At 58.0% G+C, this 25,958-nt stretch carries 25 protein-coding genes and 1 pseudogene; 1 reads left to right on the top strand and 25 read right to left on the bottom strand.

Going from position 1 to position 25,958, the window contains the following annotated elements; translation table 11 throughout:
- Positions 1-4: 4 nt before the first annotated feature.
- The 11 genes from K5E80_RS02235 to K5E80_RS02185 all read right to left on the bottom strand — a co-directional run bounded on the left by K5E80_RS02235 (position 5) and on the right by K5E80_RS02185 (position 9,833).
- A complete protein-coding gene (locus K5E80_RS02235; protein WP_220634624.1) occupies positions 5-937 on the bottom strand; it encodes an electron transfer flavoprotein subunit alpha/FixB family protein in 933 nt (310 codons plus the stop codon).
- 1 nt (position 938) lies between these two features.
- On the bottom strand, positions 939-1,688 hold the full coding sequence (locus K5E80_RS02230; RefSeq protein WP_220634623.1) for an electron transfer flavoprotein subunit beta/FixA family protein: 750 nt from the start codon (positions 1,686-1,688) through the stop codon (positions 939-941).
- A gap of 127 nt (positions 1,689-1,815) precedes the next feature.
- Positions 1,816-2,757 (bottom strand): NYN domain-containing protein, encoded by a 942-nt coding sequence (locus K5E80_RS02225; RefSeq protein ID WP_220634622.1) that lies wholly within the window; start codon positions 2,755-2,757, stop codon positions 1,816-1,818.
- 127 nt (positions 2,758-2,884) lie between these two features.
- Positions 2,885-3,136, bottom strand: a complete 252-nt coding sequence (locus tag K5E80_RS02220; protein WP_220634621.1) for a FaeA/PapI family transcriptional regulator — start codon at positions 3,134-3,136, stop codon at positions 2,885-2,887.
- 154 nt (positions 3,137-3,290) lie between these two features.
- Complete coding sequence (locus K5E80_RS02215) at positions 3,291-6,194, bottom strand: AsmA family protein (RefSeq protein WP_220634620.1); 2,904 nt, start codon at positions 6,192-6,194, stop codon at positions 3,291-3,293.
- 144 nt (positions 6,195-6,338) lie between these two features.
- Entirely contained in the window at positions 6,339-6,791 is a 453-nt protein-coding gene (gene rplI, locus K5E80_RS02210; protein ID WP_220634619.1) for a 50S ribosomal protein L9, read from the bottom strand.
- Positions 6,792-6,805: 14 nt separating this feature from the next.
- Positions 6,806-7,024 carry a 30S ribosomal protein S18 gene (gene rpsR / locus K5E80_RS02205; protein ID WP_220637200.1) on the bottom strand — a complete coding sequence of 73 codons (219 nt, stop codon included), beginning with the start codon at positions 7,022-7,024 and terminating at the stop codon, positions 6,806-6,808.
- A 51-nt stretch (positions 7,025-7,075) separates the two neighbouring features.
- Positions 7,076-7,348 carry a primosomal replication protein N gene (gene priB / locus K5E80_RS02200; protein WP_246591036.1) on the bottom strand — a complete coding sequence of 91 codons (273 nt, stop codon included), beginning with the start codon at positions 7,346-7,348 and terminating at the stop codon, positions 7,076-7,078.
- 64 nt (positions 7,349-7,412) lie between these two features.
- Positions 7,413-7,811 carry a 30S ribosomal protein S6 gene (rpsF, locus tag K5E80_RS02195; RefSeq protein WP_220634617.1) on the bottom strand — a complete coding sequence of 133 codons (399 nt, stop codon included), beginning with the start codon at positions 7,809-7,811 and terminating at the stop codon, positions 7,413-7,415.
- Positions 7,812-7,974: 163 nt separating this feature from the next.
- Positions 7,975-8,862 carry an MBL fold metallo-hydrolase gene (locus K5E80_RS02190; RefSeq protein ID WP_220634616.1) on the bottom strand — a complete coding sequence of 296 codons (888 nt, stop codon included), beginning with the start codon at positions 8,860-8,862 and terminating at the stop codon, positions 7,975-7,977.
- Positions 8,859-9,833, bottom strand: a complete 975-nt coding sequence (locus K5E80_RS02185; RefSeq protein ID WP_246591034.1) for an HDOD domain-containing protein — start codon at positions 9,831-9,833, stop codon at positions 8,859-8,861. Before K5E80_RS02185 ends, K5E80_RS02190 begins: the two co-directional genes overlap by 4 nt.
- A 4-nt stretch (positions 9,834-9,837) precedes the next feature.
- Between K5E80_RS02185 and cobA the strand changes: the two are divergent.
- Positions 9,838-10,578, top strand: a pseudogene (gene cobA, locus K5E80_RS02180) (uroporphyrinogen-III C-methyltransferase); the annotation flags it as partial.
- Positions 10,579-10,678: 100 nt separating this feature from the next.
- Here cobA and K5E80_RS02175 read toward each other — a convergent pair.
- From K5E80_RS02175 to K5E80_RS02110, 14 genes are all read right to left on the bottom strand, one after another.
- A complete protein-coding gene (locus tag K5E80_RS02175) occupies positions 10,679-11,749 on the bottom strand; it encodes a GGDEF domain-containing protein (RefSeq protein WP_220634613.1) in 1,071 nt (356 codons plus the stop codon).
- Between the two features lie 45 nt (positions 11,750-11,794).
- Positions 11,795-12,349, bottom strand: coding sequence for an NUDIX domain-containing protein (locus K5E80_RS02170; protein ID WP_220634612.1), 555 nt, complete (start codon positions 12,347-12,349; stop codon positions 11,795-11,797).
- 71 nt (positions 12,350-12,420) lie between these two features.
- A complete protein-coding gene (gene nuoN, locus K5E80_RS02165) occupies positions 12,421-13,905 on the bottom strand; it encodes an NADH-quinone oxidoreductase subunit NuoN (RefSeq protein WP_220634611.1) in 1,485 nt (494 codons plus the stop codon).
- A 13-nt stretch (positions 13,906-13,918) separates the two neighbouring features.
- Complete coding sequence (locus tag K5E80_RS02160; protein ID WP_220634610.1) at positions 13,919-15,394, bottom strand: NADH-quinone oxidoreductase subunit M; 1,476 nt, start codon at positions 15,392-15,394, stop codon at positions 13,919-13,921.
- A 6-nt stretch (positions 15,395-15,400) separates the two neighbouring features.
- On the bottom strand, positions 15,401-17,383 hold the full coding sequence (gene nuoL, locus K5E80_RS02155; RefSeq protein WP_220634609.1) for an NADH-quinone oxidoreductase subunit L: 1,983 nt from the start codon (positions 17,381-17,383) through the stop codon (positions 15,401-15,403).
- A gap of 4 nt (positions 17,384-17,387) precedes the next feature.
- Positions 17,388-17,702 (bottom strand): NADH-quinone oxidoreductase subunit NuoK, encoded by a 315-nt coding sequence (nuoK, locus tag K5E80_RS02150; protein WP_220634608.1) that lies wholly within the window; start codon positions 17,700-17,702, stop codon positions 17,388-17,390.
- A 1-nt stretch (position 17,703) separates the two neighbouring features.
- Entirely contained in the window at positions 17,704-18,312 is a 609-nt protein-coding gene (locus K5E80_RS02145; protein ID WP_220634607.1) for an NADH-quinone oxidoreductase subunit J, read from the bottom strand.
- Between the two features lie 6 nt (positions 18,313-18,318).
- Positions 18,319-18,804: an NADH-quinone oxidoreductase subunit NuoI gene (nuoI, locus tag K5E80_RS02140; protein WP_220634606.1), complete on the bottom strand. Its 486-nt coding sequence runs from the start codon at positions 18,802-18,804 to the stop codon at positions 18,319-18,321.
- A 97-nt stretch (positions 18,805-18,901) separates the two neighbouring features.
- A complete protein-coding gene (gene nuoH, locus K5E80_RS02135; RefSeq protein WP_220634605.1) occupies positions 18,902-19,936 on the bottom strand; it encodes an NADH-quinone oxidoreductase subunit NuoH in 1,035 nt (344 codons plus the stop codon).
- Positions 19,936-22,281 (bottom strand): NADH-quinone oxidoreductase subunit NuoG, encoded by a 2,346-nt coding sequence (gene nuoG, locus K5E80_RS02130; RefSeq protein ID WP_220634604.1) that lies wholly within the window; start codon positions 22,279-22,281, stop codon positions 19,936-19,938. Before nuoG ends, nuoH begins: the two co-directional genes overlap by 1 nt.
- Complete coding sequence (gene nuoF, locus K5E80_RS02125) at positions 22,275-23,606, bottom strand: NADH-quinone oxidoreductase subunit NuoF (protein ID WP_220634603.1); 1,332 nt, start codon at positions 23,604-23,606, stop codon at positions 22,275-22,277. Before nuoF ends, nuoG begins: the two co-directional genes overlap by 7 nt.
- A complete protein-coding gene (gene nuoE / locus K5E80_RS02120) occupies positions 23,606-24,079 on the bottom strand; it encodes an NADH-quinone oxidoreductase subunit NuoE (RefSeq protein WP_220634602.1) in 474 nt (157 codons plus the stop codon). The genes nuoF and nuoE overlap by 1 nt, the downstream gene beginning before the upstream one ends.
- 4 nt (positions 24,080-24,083) lie before the next feature.
- On the bottom strand, positions 24,084-25,337 hold the full coding sequence (locus K5E80_RS02115; RefSeq protein ID WP_220634601.1) for an NADH-quinone oxidoreductase subunit D: 1,254 nt from the start codon (positions 25,335-25,337) through the stop codon (positions 24,084-24,086).
- Positions 25,330-25,956 (bottom strand): NADH-quinone oxidoreductase subunit C, encoded by a 627-nt coding sequence (locus K5E80_RS02110; RefSeq protein ID WP_220634600.1) that lies wholly within the window; start codon positions 25,954-25,956, stop codon positions 25,330-25,332. The genes K5E80_RS02115 and K5E80_RS02110 overlap by 8 nt, the downstream gene beginning before the upstream one ends.
- Between the last annotated feature and the right edge of the window lie 2 nt (positions 25,957-25,958).

Raw genomic sequence — 25,958 nt, 5'->3', positions numbered from 1 at the left:
TGGATCAGATTGCGGCGGTCAGTTCCGGCACCGCTACGTTCATGTCGCCGACGAGGCCGTAATCCGCGACCTGGAAAATCGGCGCTTCGGGGTCCTTGTTGATCGCGACGATGACCTTGGAGTCCTTCATGCCAGCCAGATGCTGAATCGCGCCGGAAATGCCCACTGCAATATAGAGCGTCGGTGCAACGATCTTGCCGGTCTGTCCCACCTGATAGTCGTTCGGGACAAAGCCCGCATCCACGGCGGCGCGGCTGGCGCCCAATGCGGCGCCCAGTTTGTCGGCCAGGGGCTCCAGCAGCTTGTGGTAGTTCTCACCACTGCCGACGCCACGTCCGCCGGAAACAATGACCTTGGCGGCGCCGAGTTCAGGGCGATCCAACTTGGTCAGGTCGCGCGAGAGGAAACGGCTCTTGCCGGAATCGCCAACGGCGGCAATCGACTCGACCGCAGCACTACCGCCCGTGGCAGCAGCGGCATCGAAGCCAGTGGTGCGCACGGTGATGACCTTGATCGGATCTGCGCTCTGCACAGTGGCGATGGCATTGCCGGCATAGGTCGGGCGCTCGAAAGTATCGGTGCTATCGATCTTGGAGATTTCAGAGATCTGGGCCACGTCCAGCTTGGCAGCGACGCGCGGCATTACATTCTTGCCGCAAGCGGTGGCTGGGGCAAGGATGTGGGTGTAGTTCTTGGCGATGGCAAGAATCTGCTCGGCCAGGTTTTCCGCCAGACCATCGGCGAGATGCGGCGCTTCGGCCAGCAGTACCTTGGCGACACCCGCAACCTGCGCCGCCGATTGGGCAACGGTGGCGGCATTGTTGCCGGTGACCAGCACATGCACGTCGCCGCCCAGTTGGACGGCGGCCGTCACGGCATTGAGGGTAGCACCCTTGAGGGAGGCGTTGTCGTGTTCAGCGATAACGAGTACGGACATATCAGATCACCTTTGCTTCATTCTTGAGTTTATCGACCAGCGCCGCGACATCCGGCACCATGATGCCTGCCTTGCGCTTGGGCGGTTCGACGACCTTCAATGTCTTCAGTCGTGGCGTCACATCAACGCCTAGCGCCTCGGGTTTCATGATGTCGAGGGGCTTCTTCTTCGCCTTCATGATGTTGGGCAGCGTCGCATAGCGCGGCTCGTTCAAGCGCAGGTCGGCGGTAATCACGGCCGGCAGCGTAAATTCATCGGTTTCCAGACCACCGTCGACTTCGCGCGTCACGCTGGCCTTGCCGTCGGCGATAACCACCTTCGAGGCAAAGGTCGCCTGCGGCCAGCCCAATAATGCGGCCAGCATCTGACCGGTTTGGTTGGCATCGTCGTCGATCGCCTGCTTGCCGCAAATCACGAGTTGCACCTGTTCCTTTTCGGCAACCGCCTTGAGCAACTTGGCGACCGCCAAGGGCTGTAATTCGGTGGTGGTTTCGACCAGAATGCCGCGCTCGGCCCCCAAGGCCAGACCGGCACGAATCGTCTCCTGACAGGCGGTGACACCACAGGAGACAACAATAACCTCGGTGGCTACGCCGGCCTCTTTCAAACGCAACGCCTCTTCGATGGCGATTTCATCGAAGGGATTCATGCTCATCTTGACATTGTCAAGTTCAACGCCGCTGCCATCGCTCTTGACTCGCACCTTGACGTTGTAATCAATCACTCGCTTTACTGGAACCAGAATCTTCACTCTTCTCTCCTACTTACATATGAATCATGCACATGGCCCGGTGAAACTGCGCCGGCGATTTGGACAACTTGTGATTTTACACTGACAGTTGGACTTTACGCCAGCCTGCAACCGTGGCGGAATCTGCTCAAACCGTGTCCGGCACCCCAACAGGTTTACGCTGCCGGCGGCTGCGCGCGGCAGACTTCTGAACCGCCTTGACAACTGGGTCTTCCGGGACTGCTTTCATTGCCGGACTTGCGACGGTATCAGCGCCGCCGCGACAAACATAAGCGCCCGATTTCTCGTCACGACCCAGTTCGAGCAGGCCGCGTGCCTGAGCCTCTTCAAGCAAATTGCCAAAGGCGCGGAAGCCGTAGTAAGACTCGCTGAAATCGGGCTTGCGGCGCTTGATGGCATTTTTCAGCATGGATGCCCAAATCTTGCCACCGTCTCCGCGTTCGGATACCAACGCATCGAAGGTTTCCACCGCCATGTCAATGGCCTTGCTCTTGCGCGCCTCCAGTTCCTCTTGGCGCTTTTCCTCATCAGGCGGGTGCCTGGCCGCGGGGCTGGCTTCCTGCGTCCCGCGTTTGACCGCCGCGCGCTGGCTCTCGCGCACCAGATCATCGTAAAAAATAAATTCGTCGCAATTGGCGATCAGCAGGTCTGAGGTCGATTGTTTGACGCCGACGCCAATCACCTGTTTGGCATTCTCGCGCAACTTGGAAACCAGGGGCGAGAAATCCGAGTCGCCGCTGATGATGACAAAAGTATTAACGTGCAGTTTTGTATAACAAAGATCTAGCGCGTCAACGACGAGGCGGATGTCGGCCGAGTTCTTGCCCGACTGGCGCACGTGCGGAATTTCGATCAGTTCGAAGTTGGCTTCATGCATCGTGGCCTTGAAGCTTTTGTAACGATCCCAGTCGCAGTAAGCCTTCTTGACGACGATGCTGCCCTTGAGCAGCAGGCGCTCGAGTATCGGCTTGATGTCGAACTTCTCGTAATTGGCATCGCGCACGCCGAGTGCGACGTTCTCAAAGTCGCAGAACAGCGCCATGCTGACGGTATCCTGGGATGAAGCCATATCGTTTTCCGATTGCGGCCTGTTCTAACGGGCGGTAATCAAGAAACCTTATCCGGGCTTTGACAGGGCAACACTTTCCGCACAACCCATGCATTAATCATGGCGCCCTGCCCTGCTCTGGCTTTGTCTAGCTTTTCGCTCCAGGCTTGCGGCCGGGGGTCTTGGGTGGAATTGATCCGGCAATCCGGCAAAGCACACCTTCAATGGGCTTGTCGTCGTTGAACCGGGTGACTCTGCACCTGGATATCTCCCCACGAGCAGAGAGATCCGACAGGGAAGTACGCACGTTTTGAAGTGAAATCCCAGTTGCTGCAGCAATCTCCGAGTCGAGGCGCTGACCGTGCTTGCGCAGGTATTGCAGGATTGGGGTTGCGTGCATGTTGAATACCTCTTGGATGCGCGTCTGACACGATGCGGCCAAACGCGTTAAGATTTTGATTATACATTACTTAGCAGCCCTGCAGACTCTCCTGAGCCGGTTTTGTTCCCCTTGGCGCACGCAGACGGGATCGCCTGAGCTTCAGAAATTGGCCTCAACGGCTGAATTGCGGCGCGCTGACTGTACCCGACAGGCTAAAGTTGGCCTGAGTCTGCTGATTGTCGAAGCGGTAGGTAGCGGCAAAACGGCCTCGAACCACATCGTTCGTATTCAGTTCAGCGCTGCCGCTGGCTGAAATAATTCCCGCATCCAGACGCAACTGCCTAAGTTGCGTAACGCCGCCATTAAGCACGAAACTGCCGCTCAATTTGCGGAAACCGGTCTTGCCGGTATTGGCAGCATTCTGTAGCAGATGCATCAGGTCAACGCCAAGCAATTCACCTTGACTTACCGCGAAGCTGCCTTCGAAGTGGGGCGCGGCAAACAGGCTTTTCGCATCTTTAGCCTTCATGGCATAGGTAGCCTTGCCATCAACCCTGCCGCCGGCCAGCAAAGCCGGCGCCAGTATTTTGGAATCGATCTGCTTCGCGCTAACACTGCCGCCGATACTCCAGCCCCTGGTCCATTTGAGATTTGCGCTACCTCTGAAAGAGCCGCCGGAATTTCTGCCTTCGAATTCCGTGATCGTCATATCCCCTCGGCTGAACATTCCCTTGGCGCTGAAGTCGTCCAGCTGAAGTGAGCCACCAAAGGGCGGCAAAAATCTGATGGCATTGATCTCGAACTGCACGCTATCGGCACCTGGATGCAACTCGACATAGATGTCCCTGTTGGAAAACTCCAGTACGGTCTTTTGCCAATTGCCATCAGCGCCGATATCGGCCTTGGCATTGAAACGCGGCAGATCGATATTTTCCGATTCGAACGTGGCATTGTTGAATCGGAAATGGGCAATTTTGACTGTCTGCCCCGGCGGCCTGTTGAACAACAGCCAGCCTGCCGCCTGTTCTTTCAACCGTGGCGACTCGAACTCGATGGACTTGTAAGTTATGTCCTTGCCGAAAATCCCGCTCAGGTCGATCACTGCTTTCACCTGCGGTACCTTGATCTGGCCTTCGCTGCCGACGCTAACGCCATCCAGGCGCCAATGCGGCTGGGGAAACAGAAAAAGATGCAGACTATCTATTTTCACGGACTGTTGAAACTGCTCGCCAGCGATCTTTTCCAACCCGGGAATGCGTCCGTTGAACGGAACGAAATGAATCGTACCAAGGATGATCGCGGCCAATGACAAAGACCCCAGCGTGATTAGTTTGCCCCAGTTGACCTGCACACGACTGGCCGCGCGCCTGGCTGCCCTCTCAGCTTTTTCTTCCGCCTCACGTTCAGTTTGTTTGCGCGCTTCCCGTTTGGCATTTTGCTTGGCTTCCAGAAGCAGTTCGGCTTCGGCTTCGGCTTCGGCTTCGGCTTCGGCTTCGGCTTCGGCTTCGGCTTCGGCTTCGGCTTCTTTCCTGATCCTGGCCTCTTCTTCCAGCCGCGCCTTCTCCCCTGCTTCGTGGCGTGCGCGTTCTTCTGCTTCCCGGCGGGCTTTCTCCTCGGCTTCCCGGCGCGCCCTTTCCTCGGCCTCTTTTCGCGCACGCTCCTCGGCTTCACGTCGGGCCTTCTCTTCCGCCTCGCGTCTCAGCTTTTCCTCAGCCTCTCGCCGCGCCTTGGCTTCTGCCTCCTGGCGCGTACGTTCTTCCGCTTCCCGGCGGGCTTTCTCCTCGGCTTCGCGGCGTGCCCTTTCCTCGGACTCTTTTTGCGCACGCTCCTCGGCTTCACGTCGGGCCTTCTCTTCCTCCTCGCGTCTCAGCTTTTCCTCAGCCTCTCGCCGTGCCTTGGCTTCTGCCTCCTGGCGCGCACGTTCTTCCGCTTCCCGGCGGGCTTTCTCCTCGGCTTCCCGGCGCGCCCTTTCCTCGGCCTCTTTTCGCGCACGCTCCTCGGCTTCACGTCGGGCCTTCTCTTCCGCCTCGCGTCTCAGCTTTTCCTCAGCCTCTCGCCGCGCCTTGGCTTCTGCCTCCTGGCGCGCACGTTCTTCCGCTTCCCGGCGGGCTTTCTCCTCGGCTTCCCGGCGCGCCCTTTCCTCGGCCTCTTTTTGCGCACGCTCCTCGGCTTCACGTCGGGCCTTCTCTTCCGCCTCGCGTCTCAGCTTTTCCTCAGCCTCTCGCCGTGCCTTGGCTTCTGCCTCCTGGCGCGCACGTTCTTCCGCTTCCCGGCGGGCTTTCTCCTCGGCTTCGCGGCGCGCCCTTTCCTCGGCCTCTTTTTGCGCACGCTCCTCGGCTTCACGTCGGGCCTTCTCTTCCGCCTCGCGTCTCAGCTTTTCCTCAGCCTCTCGCCGTGCCTTGGCTTCTGCCTCCTGGCGCGCACGTTCTTCCGCTTCCCGGCGGGCTTTCTCCTCGGCTTCGCGGCGCGCCCTTTCCTCGGCCTCTTTTTGCGCACGCTCCTCGGCTTCACGTCGGGCCTTCTCTTCCGCCTCGCGTCTCAGCTTTTCCTCAGCCTCTCGCCGTGCCTTGGCTTCTGCCTCCTGGCGCGCACGTTCTTCCGCTTCCCGGCGGGCTTTCTCCTCGGCTTCCCGACGTATCTTGGTTTCTGTTGTCTGCTTGGCTACATTGGGCGTGAAATCAAGTTCGGCTTCGGGTATGGTCTTCGCTTCCGCTTTGCGATACGCTTCATGCCGTACCTCGGCTTCAACTGCCTGCTTGGCTGCCATGGCCGTAAAATCAAGATCGCCGGAACTGTCCCGCACTTCCTGCTTCGCGGGGAAACGGTACGAAGACTGAAGCTCGGCATGGATCACTTGCGTGGTGTCGCGAATGTATCCCTCCGCCTCCAACTTTTCCAGCATCTGTTTGAACTCTGCCTCCGAATATTTCCGCAGTTTCTGCTGCAAACTTGAGAATATTCGCTTACCGTCAACCTCCTTGAGAATGGCACGCAATGGGCGTGTCAGATCGCTCGACCCGCCAGATATCTCGCGCAAGCCTTTTGCAGTTTTGGAAAAAATGCTATTGCTGTCCATGTCGGCTCAATTTGAGAATTCAGCAATCAAATCCCTAAAATCCAAACGGGGGTAAGTCTATCCGCCCTCTTCGGACTATACAAACAAAAGGCCACGCATTGCGTGGCCTTTTTGGCATCGGCCTCACGGCCTCCGGCTCAAATCCTAATCGTGTTCACCGAGAATGGACACGGTCACCGTCGCGACCACATCGGAATGCAGTACGATTTCGACTGGGTTGTCGCCGACCGCCTTGAACGGACCCTGGGGCATGCGGATCGCCGACTTCTCGACTTCGAAGCCCAGCGTCTTGAGCACTTCGGCGATATCGGCATTGCCGACCGAACCGAACAGGCGGCCATCAACGCCGGCCTTGCGCGTGATCTGGAGCATCAGGCCCTCGATTTTCTGCGCCAGACTCTGCGCCTCTGCCAGCCGCTCTCCCTGCACCTTTTCCAGCTCCACACGTTTAGCTTCGAAGAACTTTTTGTTCTCTTCGGTGGCACGCTTGGCCTTGCCTTGCGGGATGAGGTAGTTGCGGGCGTAACCGTCCCTGACCCTGACCACGTCGCCGAGGCCGCCGAGATTCACGACTTTATCCATCAGAATGATTTGCATGTTGTGTCTCCGGCTTACTGGTGCAGGTCGGTGTAGGGCATCAGCGCCAGATAGCGGGCACGCTTGATGGCCGTGGACAATTGGCGCTGATAGCCGGTCTTGGTGCCGGTGATGCGCGCCGGCATGATCTTGCCGTTTTCGCTGATGAAGTCCTTGAGAATATCGATGTCCTTGTAATCGATGTATTCGATCTTCTCCGCGCTGAATCGGCAAAACTTGCGACGTTTGAACAGACCCCGCGGCCCTTGTCATCCTTGCGCTTGTTGGCGGCGCCTGCCTTGCCCTTAGGTTTGAAAGCCATTTTCATTTCCTTCCAAAAATTCGATTTGAGTTACGTGCAATACGAGCGTTCGGCTGTTGCGGCTGCGGGCGGCAAGAAATCCCTTTGTGGTCAGCCCGTCCCCGGGTTTGCTGTCTGCCATCAATTGGGCCATCTGACCCAGCGCCATGCAGGGCATTTCACATTCCACCTGTCTCGACTGCCCGGCTTCGATCTGTTCCGAAGCATGGGCCAGGCGAAACTCGATGACAGGAATACCAGCTGGCGTGTACCGCATCGCTCCGCGTTCCAGCAAGCGTCCTGCGAGCAGGACTTCATTGCCGGCGTGCGCGAGCTTGTCTTCAGCCAGTAGCAACCTCCGTGGTTTCCGTTGCCTCCACCGGCGCCGGAGCATCTCCCTGCGGCGTCAACGAGCGCGACTTCTCTTCCTTCATCATTGGCGAAGGCGTGACAACGGCCTTGTCCATCTTGATGACAAGGTGACGCAGCACCGCATCGTTGAACTTGAAGGCGTGCTCGAGTTCGCCCATGGTTTCCTGGTTTGCCTCGATATTCATCAGCACATAGTGGGCCTTGTGCGACTTCTGGATCGGATAGGCCATCTGGCGTCGGCCCCAGTCTTCAAGGCGGTGAATGACGCCATTGCGGGCGGTCACCAGCGTCTTGTAGCGCTCGATCATCGCCGGAACCTGCTCCGACTGGTCGGGGTGCACGATAAAAACGATTTCGTAATGTCGCATGCAATCTCCTTACGGCAAAAGCCCCCCTACATGCGGATAGGTGGAGCAAGGTGGAAAGGGGGGCGATTCTACACAGGAAAAGCCGTCAATTCAATGACTTTATTGGGGAAGACAGGGAACCTGAGTGGTTTCCTGACAGGGGCAGCCATCAGCAATGGTCGCGTCACAGGTCGATCTCCAACCCTTCATACGACAGCATGATCTTCGAATCACCCGGCTGTGGCGGATACTGTTGCAGCACTTCATCGAATACGCGCTCCAGTTCGTCGTCGCTGCGTGTGGGTTCATGGTGTGTGCATACCAATTGCTTTGCCCCGACGCGGCGCGCGAGCTCAATGGCGCCGGCGAAGGTGCCATGCCCCCAGCCGCGTTTGGCAGGGTATTCGGCTGTGGTGTAGGAACAGTCCACGATGAGAACATCGACCCCGCGCAGGAAATCGTCCATGCACTTCTGCTTCTCGTCAATCATGGCCTGAAACTCATCGTAACCCTCGTCCCCGAGATCGTAAATGTTGTACCAGGGCTCGTGATCGCCGGTAAAGAACATCGACTTGCCGTTGCAACTGACGCGATAGCCGAAATCGACCACCGGATGGTTAAGCAGCGTCGAACTGACCGTCGCATCGCCAACGGTCACGGTCTCGCCGATCTCCAGCGTCTGGTATTCGATGGCGGCGCGCAGTTCAGCCTCGCGGATCGGGAAGTAGCTGTACTGCATCTGCACTTCCATTACCTGCTGGACGCCATGCCCGGTAATGATGTCGAAGGCGCCATGCAGTTTGACCTTGTTGCCCGGAATGAAGAAAGGCAGGAAGAAAGGCAGGCCATGAATATGGTCCCAGTGGGTGTGGGTGATGAAAATGTTGGCTTTTACCGGCAACTTGCCGAGCAGTGCTTGCGAGAGCGCGGCAATGCCGGTGCCGGCATCGATGATGATCAGTTCGCCCGCATCCGACCGCACTTCGATGCAGGTGGTATTACCGCCGTAGCGTGCGGTTTTCGGGCCAGGAGATGGTATGGAACCACGCACGCCCCAGAATCGAATCTTCATTTGCTCTTCTCCGCGAGGGCGAAAGCACGCACCTCGTCGATGTTTTTTCGCAGATCGCCCAACCTCGCCACTACTTGTCCCATTTTGTTTCCAAAGCGTTCGGGCGCTGCGGGTACCTGATCATCCCACAGTGCAAGCTCATCATCCAGCCCTACGCCATGGCAGATCTGGTCGGCCACACGCAGGCAATCAAGCATCACTGTGGGTCCTGCGCTCTCGACATGATGGTTGCGAATACATTCGACCAGTGGTCTGGAAAATTTCCAGCGTGAAGCCAGCATCGCCCCGGCGTAACCATGATCGATGCCAATCATCTGGCGCTCGGCAATGTGGAGAGGCAAGTTTTCGGTCGCACTCAGCGTCAACGCATTGCGGAATTCGGTCACCATGAACTGGGCAAACACTACTTTGCCGAAATCATGCAGCAGGCCGGCCACGTAGCAATCGCCAGGATCAGCTTCTTCGCCACCGTAGGCGGTGCAAAGCTGGCGCGCAACCGCGGCGGTAGCCAGCGAATGGATCAAGTAACGCTGGGTATCAAACTCCGCCGTATTGGAGGACGGCAGCATACCCGCCGCCGCCACCGAAAGCGACAAGTTCTTGATGGTGTTGATGCCGAGGTAGACGACCGACTGGTTGACCGAAGTGATCCGCTGCGGCAGAGCATAGCAAGCGGAGTTGATGACCCTGAGGATATTCATGGTCATCACCGGATCTTTCTCGATCACGGCCACCATGTCTTTCGGTTTGCAGTTGATGTCGCGCGTCAACTCGAGCACCCGCTGCACACAGCGCGGAAATGCCGGCATGCGCTCAACGGCATTAGCCAGCTTACGTTCAAGTTCAGGAGCCAAATTTTCCACGCTATGACCATCAACAGGAAGATGACGGATTATATGTTGGCGCTTCACTTCGCTCTCGCTTCCAGACATACTTGCAGCAATGGACTCGAAACATACTCTCGGCGCCATTCCCGGCACCGTCTATCTGGTTGGCGCCGGCCCCGGCGATCCGGAACTATTGACCCTGCGCGCCGCGCGGCTGATCGGCGAAGCCGACGTCGTGGTGTACGACTATCTGGTCTCGCCGGCCATACTCGATCTTGTCCTTCCCAATGCTGAGCGGATCTCCGCCGGCAAGCGGCGCGGCAGACACACGCTGCCGCAACATGAACTCAACCTGCTGCTGGTGCGACTGGCCCGGGAAAACAAGCGAGTGGTGCGGCTCAAGGGCGGCGATCCCTACATCTTCGGTCGCGGCGGCGAAGAGGTCGAAACGCTTTTCGCTCACGGCATACCCTTCGAAGTAACGCCGGGCATCACGGCGGCCAGCGGCGTCGCCGCCTATGCCGGCATACCACTCACGCATCGTGATTACGCGCAGGCTTGCGTTTTCGTCACCGGCCACCTTAAGGACGACAGCATCAATCTCGACTGGCCTGGCCTGGCGCGACGCAGGCAGACTGTGGTGATCTACATGGGTCTGGTCGGCCTGCCGAACCTGTGCGCGAAACTGATCGAACACGGCCTGCCCACCGATTGGCCGGCGGCAATCGTGCAGCAGGCCACCACGCCGAAACAGCGCACCATTACCGGCACGCTCGCCACTCTGCCCCGGCTCGCCGCCGAAGCCGTCTTGCAGGCGCCAACCTTGATCATCGTCGGCGAAGTGGTGAAACTGCACGACCAGCTGGCCTGGTACCCGGAGCAGGCTTGACGCCATGCCGTTCTGGTTTCCATCACCACCGCAGGGATGGGTGAAAACCATGTTCACCGTAGCAATAAGGGGGCCGCAGAAAGCCGGCGTAACGTGCGCGCTACGCTAAATCCGGCTCAGACGCCGTAAACTCGGCCACGAGATTGCGTCCTGCGGCCTTGGCGCGATAGAGGGCGCTATCGGCATTGACGAGCAGGGTTTCGAGAATGCGGCCATCGTCAGGATAAGTGGCGATACCGATGCTGATGGTATTTTGCACCAATTCACTGCCCACCTCGGTGCGCGCATTTTCGACGGCATGACGCACCCGCTCGGCAACTTCACGGGCGCTGGCGGCGCTGGTCTCCGGCAGCAGGGCGACAAACTCGTCGCCGCCCTGCCGCGCCAATACGTCGGTGGAGCGCAGCTCGTGCTGGATGCATTGCGCCAGCATGCGCAACATGTCATCGCCGGCGCCGTGGCCGTACCTGTCATTGACCTGCTTCAAGCCGTCGGAATCGATCATCAGAATACTCAGCGGGCGGGTGTAGCGCGTCGCCTGGCCAAACATGCGCGTGGCAACAATGGAAAACGCGCGGCGATTGAGCAGTCCGGTGAGCTCATCGGTTTCCGACAAGGCTTTGACTTTACTCAGGCCGTAGCGGATATCGGCCGAGAACATGGTTGTCACATAGCCGACGAGTATGAAGGGCACAAACAGGACGGCCATGCCGCCAATATTGCTGAGGGACAACAGCCAGTCCTGGGCCGACTCATGGCCCAGCATAAGCAGCGCCAGGCTGATCACGAGCAGTTCTGCCGCGGTCGATAGCTTGCCCAGCGTCAGCGCACTGGTAATAATGACAAGCAGGTAGCAATTAAGCAGCGGACTTCCGAGTTTGCCGGTGAACCACAGCGACCAGGTGATGAAAACAATCATGACCCAGGTCTCGATCGCGATCTTCCAGCGCGACTCGGTACGATAAAAGTTTGTATAGCGGAAGGTAAGAACGAAGGCGGCAAAGAACATCATGGCCATGGAGATGGCGGCACGATCCTCTTCCTTGGGGCCACCGAAAGCCTGATACAGCAATACCAGCACCAGCAGCAACCATTCGATCTCGGCCACCGTGCGCGCTAGACCGCGCAGTTCTTCTCGTTCCAGCGAAACCGGTAAATCAATGGGCTTCATACAAGACTCCCCCGGCGTTTGTCTGCCTGATGCAATAACGGCCCACTACTGCCATTCGCCGCTGATCAGTTTTTCCGCCCATAGTAACGCAGTGATGGTTTTCGCGTCGGTGATTTCGCCGTCGCGAATTGCCAGCATCGCATCGGTCAGGCTCATTTCCAGCACTTCCAGGAATTCTTCGTCATCACAGCCGCTGCCCACGAAGCTGAGTCCGTGTGCAAAAAAAATTTCGATGTGTTCGTCCGAATAACCGATACAGGGATGCATGGTGCCAATGTGGCGCCAGTTGCGCGCCTTGTAGCCCGTTTCCTCACGCAACTCGCGGCGCGCCGTATCGAGCGCATGTTCGTTGCTGTCGATCTTGCCGGCAGGCAACTCAATGAAAATGCGGCGCAAGGGATAGCGGAATTGGCGTTCGAACAACAACTTGCCATTGTCAAGTTGGGCAAGAACCACCACCGCGCCGGGATGCGATATCCACTCACGCACCGCGGTGCCGCCTGACGGCGTGCGCACCTGATCTCGTCTGACCTTGAGCAGCGCTCCGTCAAAGATCAGTTCACTCGACAATTCCGCTTCTATCAGGTCTGTGTCAGCCATGGGCCAACCTTTATCTCGCTGCCACTCAAACCTTCACTATCCGCGTTTGCGTGGCACCCGAGCGAAATTTTCTAAAATAAGGACCGCTGCAGTACCAGTTGGCACCATGCCATCACCAGTTGCGGGAACAAGCCCAGCAGTGCGACGGCCAAGCCGTTCATGGACAGCAGCACGCGCATGTCGACAGGCGCATTGATGGGAGCGCTGTCGACTGGCGCGTCAAAGTACATCAACTTGACCACGCGCAAGTAGTAATAGGCGCCGACCAGCGAGAACATCACGGCGAAGACGACAACGGCGACGTAACCGGCCCTGACCGCCGCCAGCAGCACCGAGAATTTGGCGAAGAAGCCGATGAAGAACGGGATACCGGCCATCGAGAACATGAACACCAGCATAACGCCGGCAAACCATGGATTGCGCTTGTTGAGTCCCTTGAAGTCGTCGAGCTTGTCGGCTTCATGGCCGGCACGTGACAGCAGCAGCACCATGCCGAAGGAACCGAGCGCCATCAGGACGTAGGCGACGACGTAGTAGAGCGCGGAACTGTAGGCGTTGAGCGTACCGAAAGGATCGGGCTGGCCGCTGACAACACCGCTCATCAACGCCAGCAGCATGAAACCCATGTGGGAAATACCCGAATAGGCCAGCATGCGCTTGATACTGGTCTGGGCAATGGCGGCAAGGTTACCGACGGCTATCGAGAGCACCGCCAGTAGCAGCAGCATGATCTGCCACTGGCTGGCCAGTTCGAACAAACCGAACACCAGCAGGCGCATGGCCATGGCAAAAGCCGCCAGCTTCGGCGCCGAGGCAATGAACAGCGTGATGGCGGTCGGGGCGCCGTCATAGACGTCGGGCACCCACATGTGGAAGGGCACAGCGCCGAGCTTGAAGGCAATACCGGCAACGATAAAAACCAGGCCGAAGACGAGGATGGTACCGTTGGCGTCGCCATGGAAGATGGCCTGCGCCACCGCACCAATTTGCAGCGTACCGGTAGCGCCATAGACCATGGACATGCCATACAGCAGCAGACCCGAGGCCAAGGCACCAAGGACGAAATATTTCATCGCCGCTTCGGTAGCGCGCACCGAATCGCGGTTAATGGCGACCAGGGCATAGAGCGAAAGCGAGAGCAGTTCCAGGCCCAGATAAACGGTGAGGAAATGCGCGGCGGAAATCATCACCATCATGCCCAGCGTGGCAAAGAGCAGCAGCAGGTAGTACTCCCCCTTGTCGAGATTACGTGCAACAAGGTAAGCGCGGCTGTAGATGACGACAGCAATAACTGCAATGTCGACCGCCAGTTTGAGGAAATCCGCCAGAAAATCATCGACGAACATGTTGCTAAAGGTCAGTGCTGGCCGACCATCCATCGTCGTGTAGGAAATGAGCGCGCTACCGGCCAGGGCAATCACCGTCAGGGCCGGCATTATCCAGCGCTGCGCTCGGCCGACGACAAGATCGGCAAGCAGGATCAAGCCGGCCATGGCGAGCAGGAAAATTTCCGGCGCTGCCGGCAGGAGATCGGGCGTGACAAACTGGTTCAGCATCGTATCTCTCGGCCTAAAGCTTGCTCACCGCGACATGTTTCAGCAGGTTATCCACTGATGCATGCATGATGTCGGTGAAGGGGAAGGGATAAAGGCCCATGCCTAGCACACAAAGCGCCAGCACGGCAAGGACCAGGAACTCGCGGGAGTTGATGTCGGTGAGTTTGCCGACATGGGCGTTGGCAACGGCGCCAAAGGCAACGCGCTTGTACATCCACAGGGTATAGGCGGCGCCGAAGATCAGCGTCGTTACTGCGGTGAAGCCGACCCAGAAGTTGAACTTGATCGCGCCCAGCGCCACCATGAATTCGCCGACGAAGCCGGAGGTCGCCGGCAGCCCGCAGTTGGCCATGGCAAAGAACAGGAACAGCGCGGCAAACTTCGGCATGGTGTTCACCAGGCCGCCGTAGTCGGCGATCATGCGGCTGTGCATGCGATCGTACATGACGCCGATGCAAAGGAACATGGCGGCGGAGACAAAGCCGTGGGAAATCATCTGCACCAGCGCGCCTTCAAGGCCGATCTGGTTGAAGATGAAGAAACCGAGCGTGACGAAGCCCATGTGCGCAATTGACGAATAGGCAATCAGCTTCTTCATGTCGGCCTGCACCAGGGCGACGAAGTTGATATAGACCACGGCGACCAAAGAGAGACCGATCATCAGCGGCGCCAGGACATGGCTGGCATCCGGCGCAATCGGCAGCGAGAAGCGCAGGAAACCGTAGGCGCCCAGCTTCAGCATGATCGCCGCCAGCACCACCGAGCCGCCGGTAGGCGCCTCGACGTGGGCATCCGGCAGCCAGGTATGCACTGGCCACATCGGCACCTTGACGGCGAAGGCGGCGAGGAAGGCAAGGAACAACAGTATCTGCGGCTGCATGCCGATCTTCAGGTTATACCAGTCGACCAGGCTGAAGCTGCCACCGGCTTCGAGGAACAGCCAGATTAGCGAAACCAGCATCAGCAACGAACCAAGCAGGGTGTAGAGGAAGAACTTGAAGGCTGCATAAACACGGTTAGGCCCGCCCCAGACGCCGATGATGATGTACATGGGAATCAGGGAGGCTTCGAAGAAGACGTAAAACAGCATTGCGTCAAGCGATGCGAAGATGCCATTCATCAGGCCAGACATAACCAGAAAGGCGCCCATGTACTGGGATGTCTTCTCCTGAATCACTTCCCAGCCAGCCAGCACAACAAGAATGGTGATCAGGCTATTGAGGATAATGAAGAGTACGGAAATGCCGTCTACCCCCAGCAGGTATTGGGCATTGAAGCGCGGAATCCAGGGCGCTTGTTCGATGAACTGGAAGCCGACGAAACTCGTATCGAAATCCGCCAGTAGCGGCAGGGTAACGGCGAAACCCGCCAGCGCCACGACAAGGGTAAGCCAGCGTGCGGCACAGCGGCGTTCAGGGCCGACAGCGAAGACGAACAGAGCGCCGATGATTGGCACCCAGATCGCAAGGCTCAAGAGATGTGAATTCATTATTTGCTACCAAGCCCCGTGAAACAGAAAAGGCAACAGGAAGATTGCAACGCCAAATATCATCAGGAAAGCATAGGTGTAGATGTGGCCGGTCTGGAACAGACGCACCACACCGGCGATCCAGTCGACCATCCGCGCCGAGCCATTCACCGCGATGCCATCGATCAGGGCCTGATCGCCGCCTTTCCACAAGCCGCGGCCGAGCAGACGCGAGCCACCGGCGAAGAACCAGTCGTTGAATTCGTCAAAGCCATATTTCCGTTCCAGGATGTTGGCGAAGAAACTGAACTTCTGCTTGATGACGGCCGGCAGATCCGGGCGAACGATGTAGAGGAACCACGCCGTGACGGCGCCTGAAAGCGCGAGCCAGAACGGTAGCGTGGTCAAGGCATGCAACATCATCGGGATCACGCCATGGAATTCCTCCGCCATTTCGGCAAGGCCATGGTGCTCGTGGGAAATGAAGATAGCATTGCCGAAATAGCCGTCGAAAAGCATCGGCTCGATCAGCCAGCCGGCGCATATGGCCGGAATCGCGAGCAGAATCAGCGGCACTGTCACGACCCAGGGCGACTCGTGCGGCTCGGCATGATGGCCGTGACCGTGATCGCCATGGTCACCTTGGTGGCCACCGGCATGACGGAAGCGTTCCTCGCCATAGAAAGTGAAAAAGATTAGGCGGAAGGAATAGAAGCCGCCGACGAAGACCCCGGCCAGGATCGCCAGATAAGCGAAGCCAGCGCCCGGCATCTGAGCCAAATGCACCGCCTCGATGATCGAGTCCTTGGAGAAGAAGCCGGCAAAGGGCGGCAGGCCAGCGTTGGCGAGGGCGCCGATCAGCATCGTGATGAAGGTGATCGGCATGTACTTGCGCAGGCCGCCCATGCGCCGCATATCCTGTTCGTGATGCATGGCAATGATGACCGAACCGGCACCGAGGAACAGCACGGCCTTGAAGAAGGCATGGGTCATCAGGTGGAAGATGGCCACCGAGTAAGCCGAGGCGCCCAGCGCTGTGGTCATGTAACCGAGCTGCGACAAGGTCGAGTAGGCGACGACGCGCTTGATGTCGGTCTGCACAATGGCAATCAGGGCCATGAACAGCGCAGTGATGGCGCCAATCACGATGACGAAGGAGCGCGCCGTATCGGACAATTCAAACAGCGGCGACATGCGCGACACCATGAAGATGCCGGCCGTGACCATGGTGGCGGCGTGGATCAGGGCTGAGATCGGGGTCGGGCCTTCCATCGAATCAGGCAGCCAGACATGCAGTGGAAACTGCGCCGACTTGCCCATGGCGCCGATGAACAGGCCAATGCAGATGGCGGTAATCACCGGCCAGCCGGTGACGACTTCGGTCAGCGTCGCCAGTTCCTTGCTCTTGCCGAACACTGTCGCATAGTCGAGGCTGCCGGCATAGGCGGCGATAAGGCCGATGCCAAGCAGGAAGCCAAAGTCGCCGACGCGATTCACCAGGAAGGCCTTGAGGTTGGCATAAATCGCGGTCGGCCGCGTATACCAGAAGCCGATCAGCAGGTAGGAAACCAGGCCCACCGCTTCCCAGCCGAAGAAAAGCTGGACGAAGTTGTTGCTCATCACCAGCATCAACATCGAGAAGGTAAACAATGATATGTAGCTGAAGAAGCGCTGGTAGCCGGGATCTTCAGCCATGTAGCCAATGGTGTAGATATGCACCATCAGCGAGACGAAGGTAACGACAATCATCATCACCGCGGTCAACTGATCGACGAGGAAGCCGACTTGCATATTAAGGCCGCCAGACTGCAGCCACGTATAGACCGTACCGTTGAAGGTGTGCCCGGCCATGACGTCCTTGAACACCATTACCGAGCAGACAAAGGATGTCAGCACGCCAAGAATGGTCACGGTATGTGCGCCAGTGCGGCCGATGATCTTGCCGAAGAAACCGGCAAGAACGGCACCCAGCAATGGCGCGAGAGGGATGATCAGGTAGAGAGGGTTCATTCCCTTATCCCTTTAGGCTATCGAGGTCGTCGACATCGATCGACGAAAGGTTGCGGAACAGCACGACGAGAATGGCGAGGCCGATACTCGATTCCGCCGCCGCCACTGTCAGAATGAAAAAGACGAACAATTGCCCGGAAAGATCATTCAGGTAATGCGAGAAGGCAATAAAGTTGAGGTTCACCGCCACCAGCATCAGTTCTATTGCCATCAGCAGCACGATCAGGTTCTTGCGGTTGAGAAAAATGCCAACCACGCCGATGGCAAACAGGATCGCAGCCAGGATAAGGTAGTGGGAGAGCGACAAAGATCCGAACATGTTATTCCCCCTGCTCTCTCTCGCTCGCCATCTTGATGATGCGGAGGCGATCTTTGGCCTTGACGGCAATCTGACGTGATGGATCGAGGTGCTTGACGTCCGTGCGGTGCCGTAGGGTCAGCATCACGGCGGCGATGATGCCCACCAGCAGCACCACCGAGGCCAGTTCAAAGGGATAAACATAGTCGGTAAATAAGAGCCGCCCGAGTTCCTTGGTATTAATGTAGCCGGGCGCCATGACCGGAGCCGGCAGTACATTAAGACCGAAATACTTGCCCGCCAGCACTATTGCCATTTCGGTAACCATGAGCAGGCCGATGGTCAAACCCAGTGGCAGGTGGTTCCAGAAACCTTGTCGTACACGCTCAATATCAATATCGAGCATCATCACGACAAACAGAAACAGCACCATGACCGCGCCAACATAAACCATCACCAGTACCATGGCGAGGAACTCGGCCTGCAATAGAAGCCAGAGTCCGGCGACGTTGAAGAAGGTCAGAACAAGAAACAGTACGGCATGCACGGGGTTGCGGGCGGTAACGACGCGCACCGCTGCAAAGATCGCCAACGCCGCAAATATGTAGAAAACGATTGTCGTGAAGTCCATCATCGCTTACCGGTATTTGGCATCCTGCTCACGCGCCTTGGCGATATCCGCTTCATAGCGGTCTCCATTGGCGAGCAGCATCTGCTTGGTGTAGTAAAGGTCGCCGCGCATCTCGCCGTGATACTCGAATACATTCGTCTCGACAATGGCATCCACAGGACAGGCCTCTTCGCAGAAGCCGCAGAATATGCACTTGGTCAGGTCGATGTCGTAACGCGTGGTACGGCGGCTGCCGTCTGCGCGCTCTTCCGACTCGATGGTGATCGCCATTGCCGGGCACACCGCCTCGCACAGCTTGCAGGCAATGCAGCGCTCTTCCCCGTTCGGGTAGCGGCGCAGCGCATGCAGACCGCGGAAGCGCGGCGACAGCGGGGTTTTTTCTTCAGGATACTGAATGGTGATCTTGGGCACGAACATGTGGCGCCAAGTAACGGCCAACCCTTGCCCCAGTTCGCCGAGAAATAAGCTCTTGATCAGGTCGCGGGCACCCATGGTCATATCCTCGCCGGATCGCCCCAGGAGGGCATGCGCATGCCGCCCTCTTCCGAGTGGAGCGACTGCATACTAAAGTGAGCGTGGGAGACCATTTTTACTTCCAGATGTTAATAGGCGACATCATCCAGATACCGACTACCGGAATCCAAATAAAGCACAGGGGCACGAACACCTTCCAGCCCAGACGCATGATCTGGTCGTAGCGATAGCGCGGGAAAGTGGCACGGAGCCAGAGCAGCATAAACAGGAGGGAACATGCCTTGGCAAGCAACCAGACAAAGCTGTCGGGCAGGAATCCCACGGGTGAAAGCCAGCCACCCAGGAAGAAAATCGAGATCATGATCGAGACCAGAATCATGTTCGCGTATTCAGAGAGAAAGAACAGCGCGAAGGCCATGCCCGAGTATTCAACCATATGGCCGGCGATAATTTCGGACTCACCCTCGACCACGTCGAATGGCGCACGATTGGTTTCAGCCACGCACGAAATCATGTAGACGAAGAACATCGGCAGCAACGGCAGCCAATTCCATGACAGGAATCCCATGCCCATGTCGGCGAACATGCCTTTGCTCTGGCCATGCACGATATCCGTGAGATTGAGGCTGGATGAGATCATCAACACACTGATCAGGGAGAAGCCCATGCAAACTTCATAGGACACCATCTGTGCCGACGATCGTATCGCGGCAAAGAAGGGATACTTCGAATTGGAGGCCCACCCCGCAATGATGATGCCATAGACACCGACTGAACTGATAGACAGCAGGTAAAGGACGCCGGCGTTGATGTCGGCCAGCACATAGCCTTCGGAGAACGGCACCACGGCCCAGACTACCAAAGAGGTGGCGAAGGCCATGGCGGGACCGAGAAAATAGAGGCCTTTGCTGGCTTTTGACGGGACAATGATCTCCTTGAAGACCAGCTTCAGAGCGTCGGCAAACGGCTGAAACAACCCCAACGGGCCAACCCGGTTGGGACCGATACGAACCTGCATCGCGCCAAGCACCTTGCGCTCGGCATAGGTCATGTAGGCCACGCCCAGCAACACCGGCAGGAGTATCCCGACGATTTTTATCAAAATCCACACCACAGGCCAAATGGCGTTCAACAGCGACTGGATGCCCATCACAGCGCCTCCATGGTAATCGTGCCATGCATGGCGCCGAGCTTGGCCGTGGCAGGATGAGCCGCGGCAATGCGTACACAGCCATCAGGCACGCCGCTATCAAGTTGCGCCGCAAGAACAGCCTCGCCCTCGCCCAGACGAATACGCATGTGGTTGCCGGCAACAACGCCGGCTCTGTCCAGCATGGCCGCATTCATGCGCGCGGTAGGCACAGCCGCGTCCCTGGTTTTCTGCAAGCTGGAAGCACGTCGCACCAGTGGGTCGGCAAAATAGGCGGGGACATCGGCAATCCGTTCAATTCCCGCCTCGATCATCACAGACAACGTCACGCTACCGCCAATATTGTTGTCGAGGCCAGGGGCAAACTCGGGAGCAGCGCCGCCAAAAATCTCATTGCGTACATCTTCACTGCTTTCATATTCGAAACCATCGAGATTCAGCAGGTTGCCGAGTACGCGCAGCACCTTCCATGCCGGGCGGGCTTCGCCCAGCGGCTTGTTCACGGCGTAGAAGCTCTGCACCCGGCCTTCGGTATTGACGAAGCTGCCCGAGGTTTCGCTAAAGGGTGCCACCGGCAACAACACGTCAGCATATTCAAGCGCCGCCGCCGATTTGAAGGGCGAGAGCACGACCACCGTCTTCGCCTGGTTTAGTGCCCTAAGAGCCTTGCTGCCGTAGGCGCTATCGAGTTCGGGTTCGGCATGCAACAGCAGATAGGCTTGCAGCGGCTCGGCCAGCATGCGCGAGGCATTCAAACCGCCAGTGGCCGGCAGCGCGTTGGCTATATAACCGCCAACACTGTTGGACGCTTCGCCAAGGAAACCGGACTTACCGCCTAGCAATGCGGCCAGTTGCGCGGCCAATGCATGCAGCGAGGCAGCCTGGGGGTGCTGCTGGGCAAAGTTGCCCAGCAATACAGCACTGTTGTTCCCCGCAATCAGACTCGCGGCGATCTGCTTCGCTTCCGTACCAGGCACTAGAGCTGACAGCCCTGGCAGCAGGGCATTTTCCTCCGTGCCCTTCGCCTCGGCCACGGCCTTCACCACCTCGGCCAGTGCCTGCGGCAGACGCGAGGGCGCGACAATCAACTTGCCAGCGCACTTGAGCAGCAGATCCTCGTCGGTCGAGTGTATTACTGATACCTGGGTACCCCGCTTGACAGCCTGACGCAGGCGTTGCGCAATCAGCGGTTGGTCCTTGCGCAGAAAGGAACCGACGACCAGTACGCGGTCGAGCTTGCTGATCTCGGATATTTTCATGCCCAGCCAGGGTGTGCCATGGCGCTTGCCGTCTAGCGAAAAATCACTCTGGCGCAGACGGAAATCGATGTTGTCGGAACCGAGCCCGCGCAGCAACTTGCCGGCCAGGAACAGTTCTTCCAGCGTCGCCTGCGGACTAGCCAAGGCACCGATGGCGGATGCGCCGCGTTCCTTGGCAACATCGCGCAAGGCGTGGGCAGCATAGTCGAGGGCGGCGTTCCACTCGACCTCTTGCCATTTGCCGCCTTGCTTGACCATGGGTTTTGTCAGGCGTTCGGCGGAATTGAGTCCCTCGTAGGAGAAACGATCCTTGTCCGAAATCCAGCATTCGTTGATGTCTTCATTTTCCAGCGGCAGAACGCGCAACACCTTGTTGTGTATCGTCTGCACAATAAGGTTGGAACCCAGTGCGTCATGCGGACTCACGGTTTTCCGACGCGAAAGCTCCCAAGTCCGCGCGGCGAAGCGGAACGGCTTCGAGGTCAACGCGCCAACCGGACACAGATCGATGATGTTGCCTGAAAGTTCGGTATCGACGGTCCTCTCGACGAAGGGCATGATTTCGGCATGCTCGCCGCGGAAGGCCTGACCCAATTCCATGAAGCCCGCAATTTCCTGCGTGAAGCGCACACAGCGCGTGCAGTTGATGCAGCGGGTCATGTCGGTCGACACCAGCGGACCGAGATTCTTGTTGCTGACGACGCGCTTTTCTTCCTGGTAGCGCGAGGCGGAACTGCCGTAACCGACCGCGAGATCCTGCAACTGGCATTCGCCGCCCTGATCGCAGATCGGGCAATCGAGCGGATGGTTGATGAGCAGGAACTCCATCACGCCCTTTTGCGCCTTGACCGCCATGTCGGAATGCGTAAATATCTTCATGCCTGCCGTCACTGGCGTGGCGCAGGCCGGCAGCGGCTTCGGCGCCTTCTCGACCTGCACCAGGCACATGCGGCAATTGGCCGCGATCGACAGCTTTTTGTGATAACAGAAGTGCGGAATATAGATGCCGAGCTGGTGCGCGGCCTGGATGACGGTACTGCCTTCGGCAACCTGCGCGGTGCGGCCGTCGATTTCGATCTCTAGCATGACGGCCCCGTGTAGAAGGTGCTGCCCGCCCGTTGCACGTCGGGCGGGACCAGACAACGCTTGTTCTCGATATGGAATTCAAATTCCGAGCGATAGTGCTTGATGAAACCGTTGACCGGCATCGCCGCCGCATCGCCCAGTGCGCAGATGGTGCGCCCCATGATGTTCGGTGTGATGGACGACAGCAAATCAAGATCACCGGGACGCCCCTCGCCATTCTCGATGCGATGCACGATGCGATACATCCAGCCGGTACCTTCGCGGCAGGGCGTGCATTGGCCGCAGGATTCCTCGAAATAGAAGTAGGACAGACGCTCCAGCGCCTTCACGGCGCAGACGGTTTCGTCCATCACGATCACCGCGCCCGAGCCGAGCATGGAGCCGGCCTTGGCGATCGAGTCGTAATCCATGGTGAGATCCATCATCATCTCGCCGGGAATCACCGGCGCCGATGAGCCGCCTGGAATCACCATCTTGAGCTTGCGGCCGCCGCGCATGCCGCCAGCCATTTCCAGCAGCTTGGCGAACGGCGTACCGAGCGGCACCTCGTAATTGCCGGGCTTGTTGACGTGGCCCGACACGGAAAACAATTTGGTGCCGCCATTGTTGGGTTTGCCGAGATTCAGGTAGGCCTCGCCGCCCATCCTGAAGATGAAGGGCACCGCCGCGAAAGTCTCGGTATTGTTGATCGTGGTTGGCTTGCCGTAAAGACCGTAGCTGGCGGGAAACGGCGGCTTGAAGCGCGGCTGCCCCTTCTTGCCTTCAATGGATTCGAGTAACGCCGATTCCTCGCCGCAAATATAAGCACCCCAACCGTGATGCGCAAACAGGTCGAAATCAAGTCCCGAACCAAGGATGTTCTGCCCCAGGAAACCGGCGGCGCGCGCTTCATCCAGCGCCTGTTCGAAGCGCTCGTAAATTTCGAATATCTCGCCGTGGATGTAGTTATAGCCGCGCGCGGCACCAACCGCGTAACCGGCGATGATCATGCCTTCGATCACCGAATGCGGATCGTAGCGCAGGATGTCGCGATCCTTGAAGGTTCCCGGCTCGCCTTCATCCGTATTGCAGACGATATACTTTTCGGGCGCGTTCTTCGGCATGAAACTCCACTTCAGGCCAGCCGGAAAACCCGCGCCGCCGCGGCCGCGCAACACGGAGGTCTTGACCTCGGCGATGACCTGATCAGGAGAAATCTTTTCGGTGAGTATCTTGCGCAAGGCTTCGTAGCCACCGCGTTCGACATAATCCTTCAGATGCCAGCCGGCATCGCCCTTCGTCCATCCTGCCGTCAATAACGGATTGATCGCACCAAGAAACGCCATTATTTGCACTCCGCGAGCAATTTGTCGATCTCTTCGGGCGTCATGAAGCTCTTCATGTGGATATTGTTAACCAGCATCACCGGCGCATCGCCGCAAGCGCCCATGCACTCGCCTTCCTTGAGGGTGAACTTGCCGTCGGCCGTGGTTTCATTGAAGTCGATGCCGAGCTTCTGCTTCACGTATTCGGCGGCGTGGACGCCGCCGGAAAGCGCGCATGGCAGATTGGTACACACTGTCAGCTTGTATTTGCCAACCGGGTGCAAATCGTACATGTTGTAAAAGCTGGCGACCTCATAAACAGCCATCGGCGCCATGCCGAGAACCTGGGCGACTTCCGCGATGGTCTCCTTGGCCAGCCAGCCCTTCTCTGCCTGCGCGATACGCAGTGCTGCCATCGCGGCAGACTGCTTCTGGTCTGCCGGGTACTTGCTGACCTCGCGGTCGATTTTCTTGAATGCGTCTTCGCTCAGCATGGTTTTATCTGTCAACGTCGCCAAACACGATGTCCATGGTTCCAATGATGGTCACCACATCGGCGATCATGTGGCCTTTTGCCATTTCATCCATGGCAGAAAGATGGGTAAACGCCGCGGAACGCAGCTTCATGCGGTAGGGCTTGTTGGCACCATCGGAAATCAGATAGACACCGAACTCGCCCTTGCCATGCTCCACGGCGGCATAGACCTCACCGGCGGGAACATGTATGCCTTCGCTGTAAAGCTTGAAGTGATGAATCAGCTCTTCCATGCTGCCCTTCATCTTCTCGCGCGAAGGCGGCGCCACCTTGTGGTTGTCAGTAATCACCGGGCCGGGATTCTCGCGCAACCAGGCAACACACTGCTTGATGATGCGGTTGGCCTGGCGCATCTCTTCCATGCGTACCAGATAGCGGTCATAACTGTCACCATTGGTGCCAACCGGAATATCAAAGTCGAGACGGTCGTAAACCTCGTAGGGCTGCTTCTTGCGCAGGTCCCATTCGATGCCGGAACCACGCAGCATCGGGCCGGTGAAGCCCAACTGCAACGCCCGCTCGGGCGTTACGATACCGACATCAACCAGACGCTGCTTCCAAATGCGGTTGTCGGTAAGCAGGGTTTCGTAGTCGTCGCAGCAGCCTGAAAAACGATTGGCAAAGTCTTCGATGAAGTCAAGCAGCGAACCGGAGCGCGCCGTGTTGAGCGCCTTCACCCTCTCGGCATCCTTGAACTTGTTGACCGTGTAGCACGGCATGCTATCGGGCAGATCGCGATAGACACCACCCGGCCGGTAGTAGGCCCCATGCATGCGCGCACCGGAAACGGCTTCCATCATGTCGACGATGTCCTCGCGCTCGCGGAACGTATAGAGCACCATGGTCATGGCACCGACGTCCATGGCATGGGCACCGATGCTGAGCAGATGGTTATGAATGCGCGTCAGTTCGTCGAACATCACCCGGATGTACTGTGCTCGCAGGGGTACTTCAACCCCAAGGAGTCTCTCAACCGCCATCACGTAGGGATGCTCGTTGATGAACACCGAGGTGTAGTCAAGCCGATCCAGATAGGGAAGCGTCTGCGTCCACGTCTTATGCTCGGCGAGTTTTTCGGTACCACGGTGCAGCAAGCCAATGTGCGGATCGGCGCGCACCACTACCTCGCCATCGAGTTCAAGCACCAAGCGCAACACACCGTGCGCAGCAGGGTGTTGCGGGCCGAAGTTCAATGTGTAATTCTTGATTTCAGCCACGACGCGAGTCCCCGTAGTTTTCTTCGCGGATAATGCGCGGCGTGACTTCGCGCGGTTCGATGGTCACCGGCTGGTAAATCACCCGTTTCTGATCCGGGTCGTAGCGCATTTCAACATAACCCGAGACCGGAAAATCCTTGCGGAAGGGGTGGCCGATGAAGCCGTAGTCGGTCAGGATGCGACGCAGATCGGCATGCCCCTCGAACATGATGCCGAAAAGATCGAAAGCCTCGCGTTCGAACCAGTTGGCGCTGTTCCAGATCGGCGTCACGGAATCAAGCACGGGAAAGCTGTTGTCGGTAGCAAACACACGCAAGCGCAGGCGCCAGTTGTGGCTGACAGAGAGCAGATGGCTGACGGCAGCGAACCTGGGCGCTGCATCAAGCTTTTCCTGGGATATGGGTGCCGTCTCTCCATAGGCGGCGTAATCGACGCCACATAAATCACTCAACTGCTCGAAGCGCAGGTCCACATCATCGCGCAATGTTTTCGCCACGGACAAATAATCGGCCGCGGCCACTACTAGAGTCACCTCGCCACCGACGGTGACAAGGCTAACGATGCGTTCGCCCAGTACGCTATTTAAATTTTGACAAAGCTTTTCCAGCTTGGCGCTCATGG

The sequence above is a fragment of the Georgfuchsia toluolica genome, assembly GCF_907163265.1.
GTDB lineage: Bacteria > Pseudomonadota > Gammaproteobacteria > Burkholderiales > Rhodocyclaceae > Georgfuchsia > Georgfuchsia toluolica.
The sequence above is the reverse complement of the archived record's forward strand: the minus strand, read 5'-3'. Positions and strand labels throughout refer to the sequence as shown.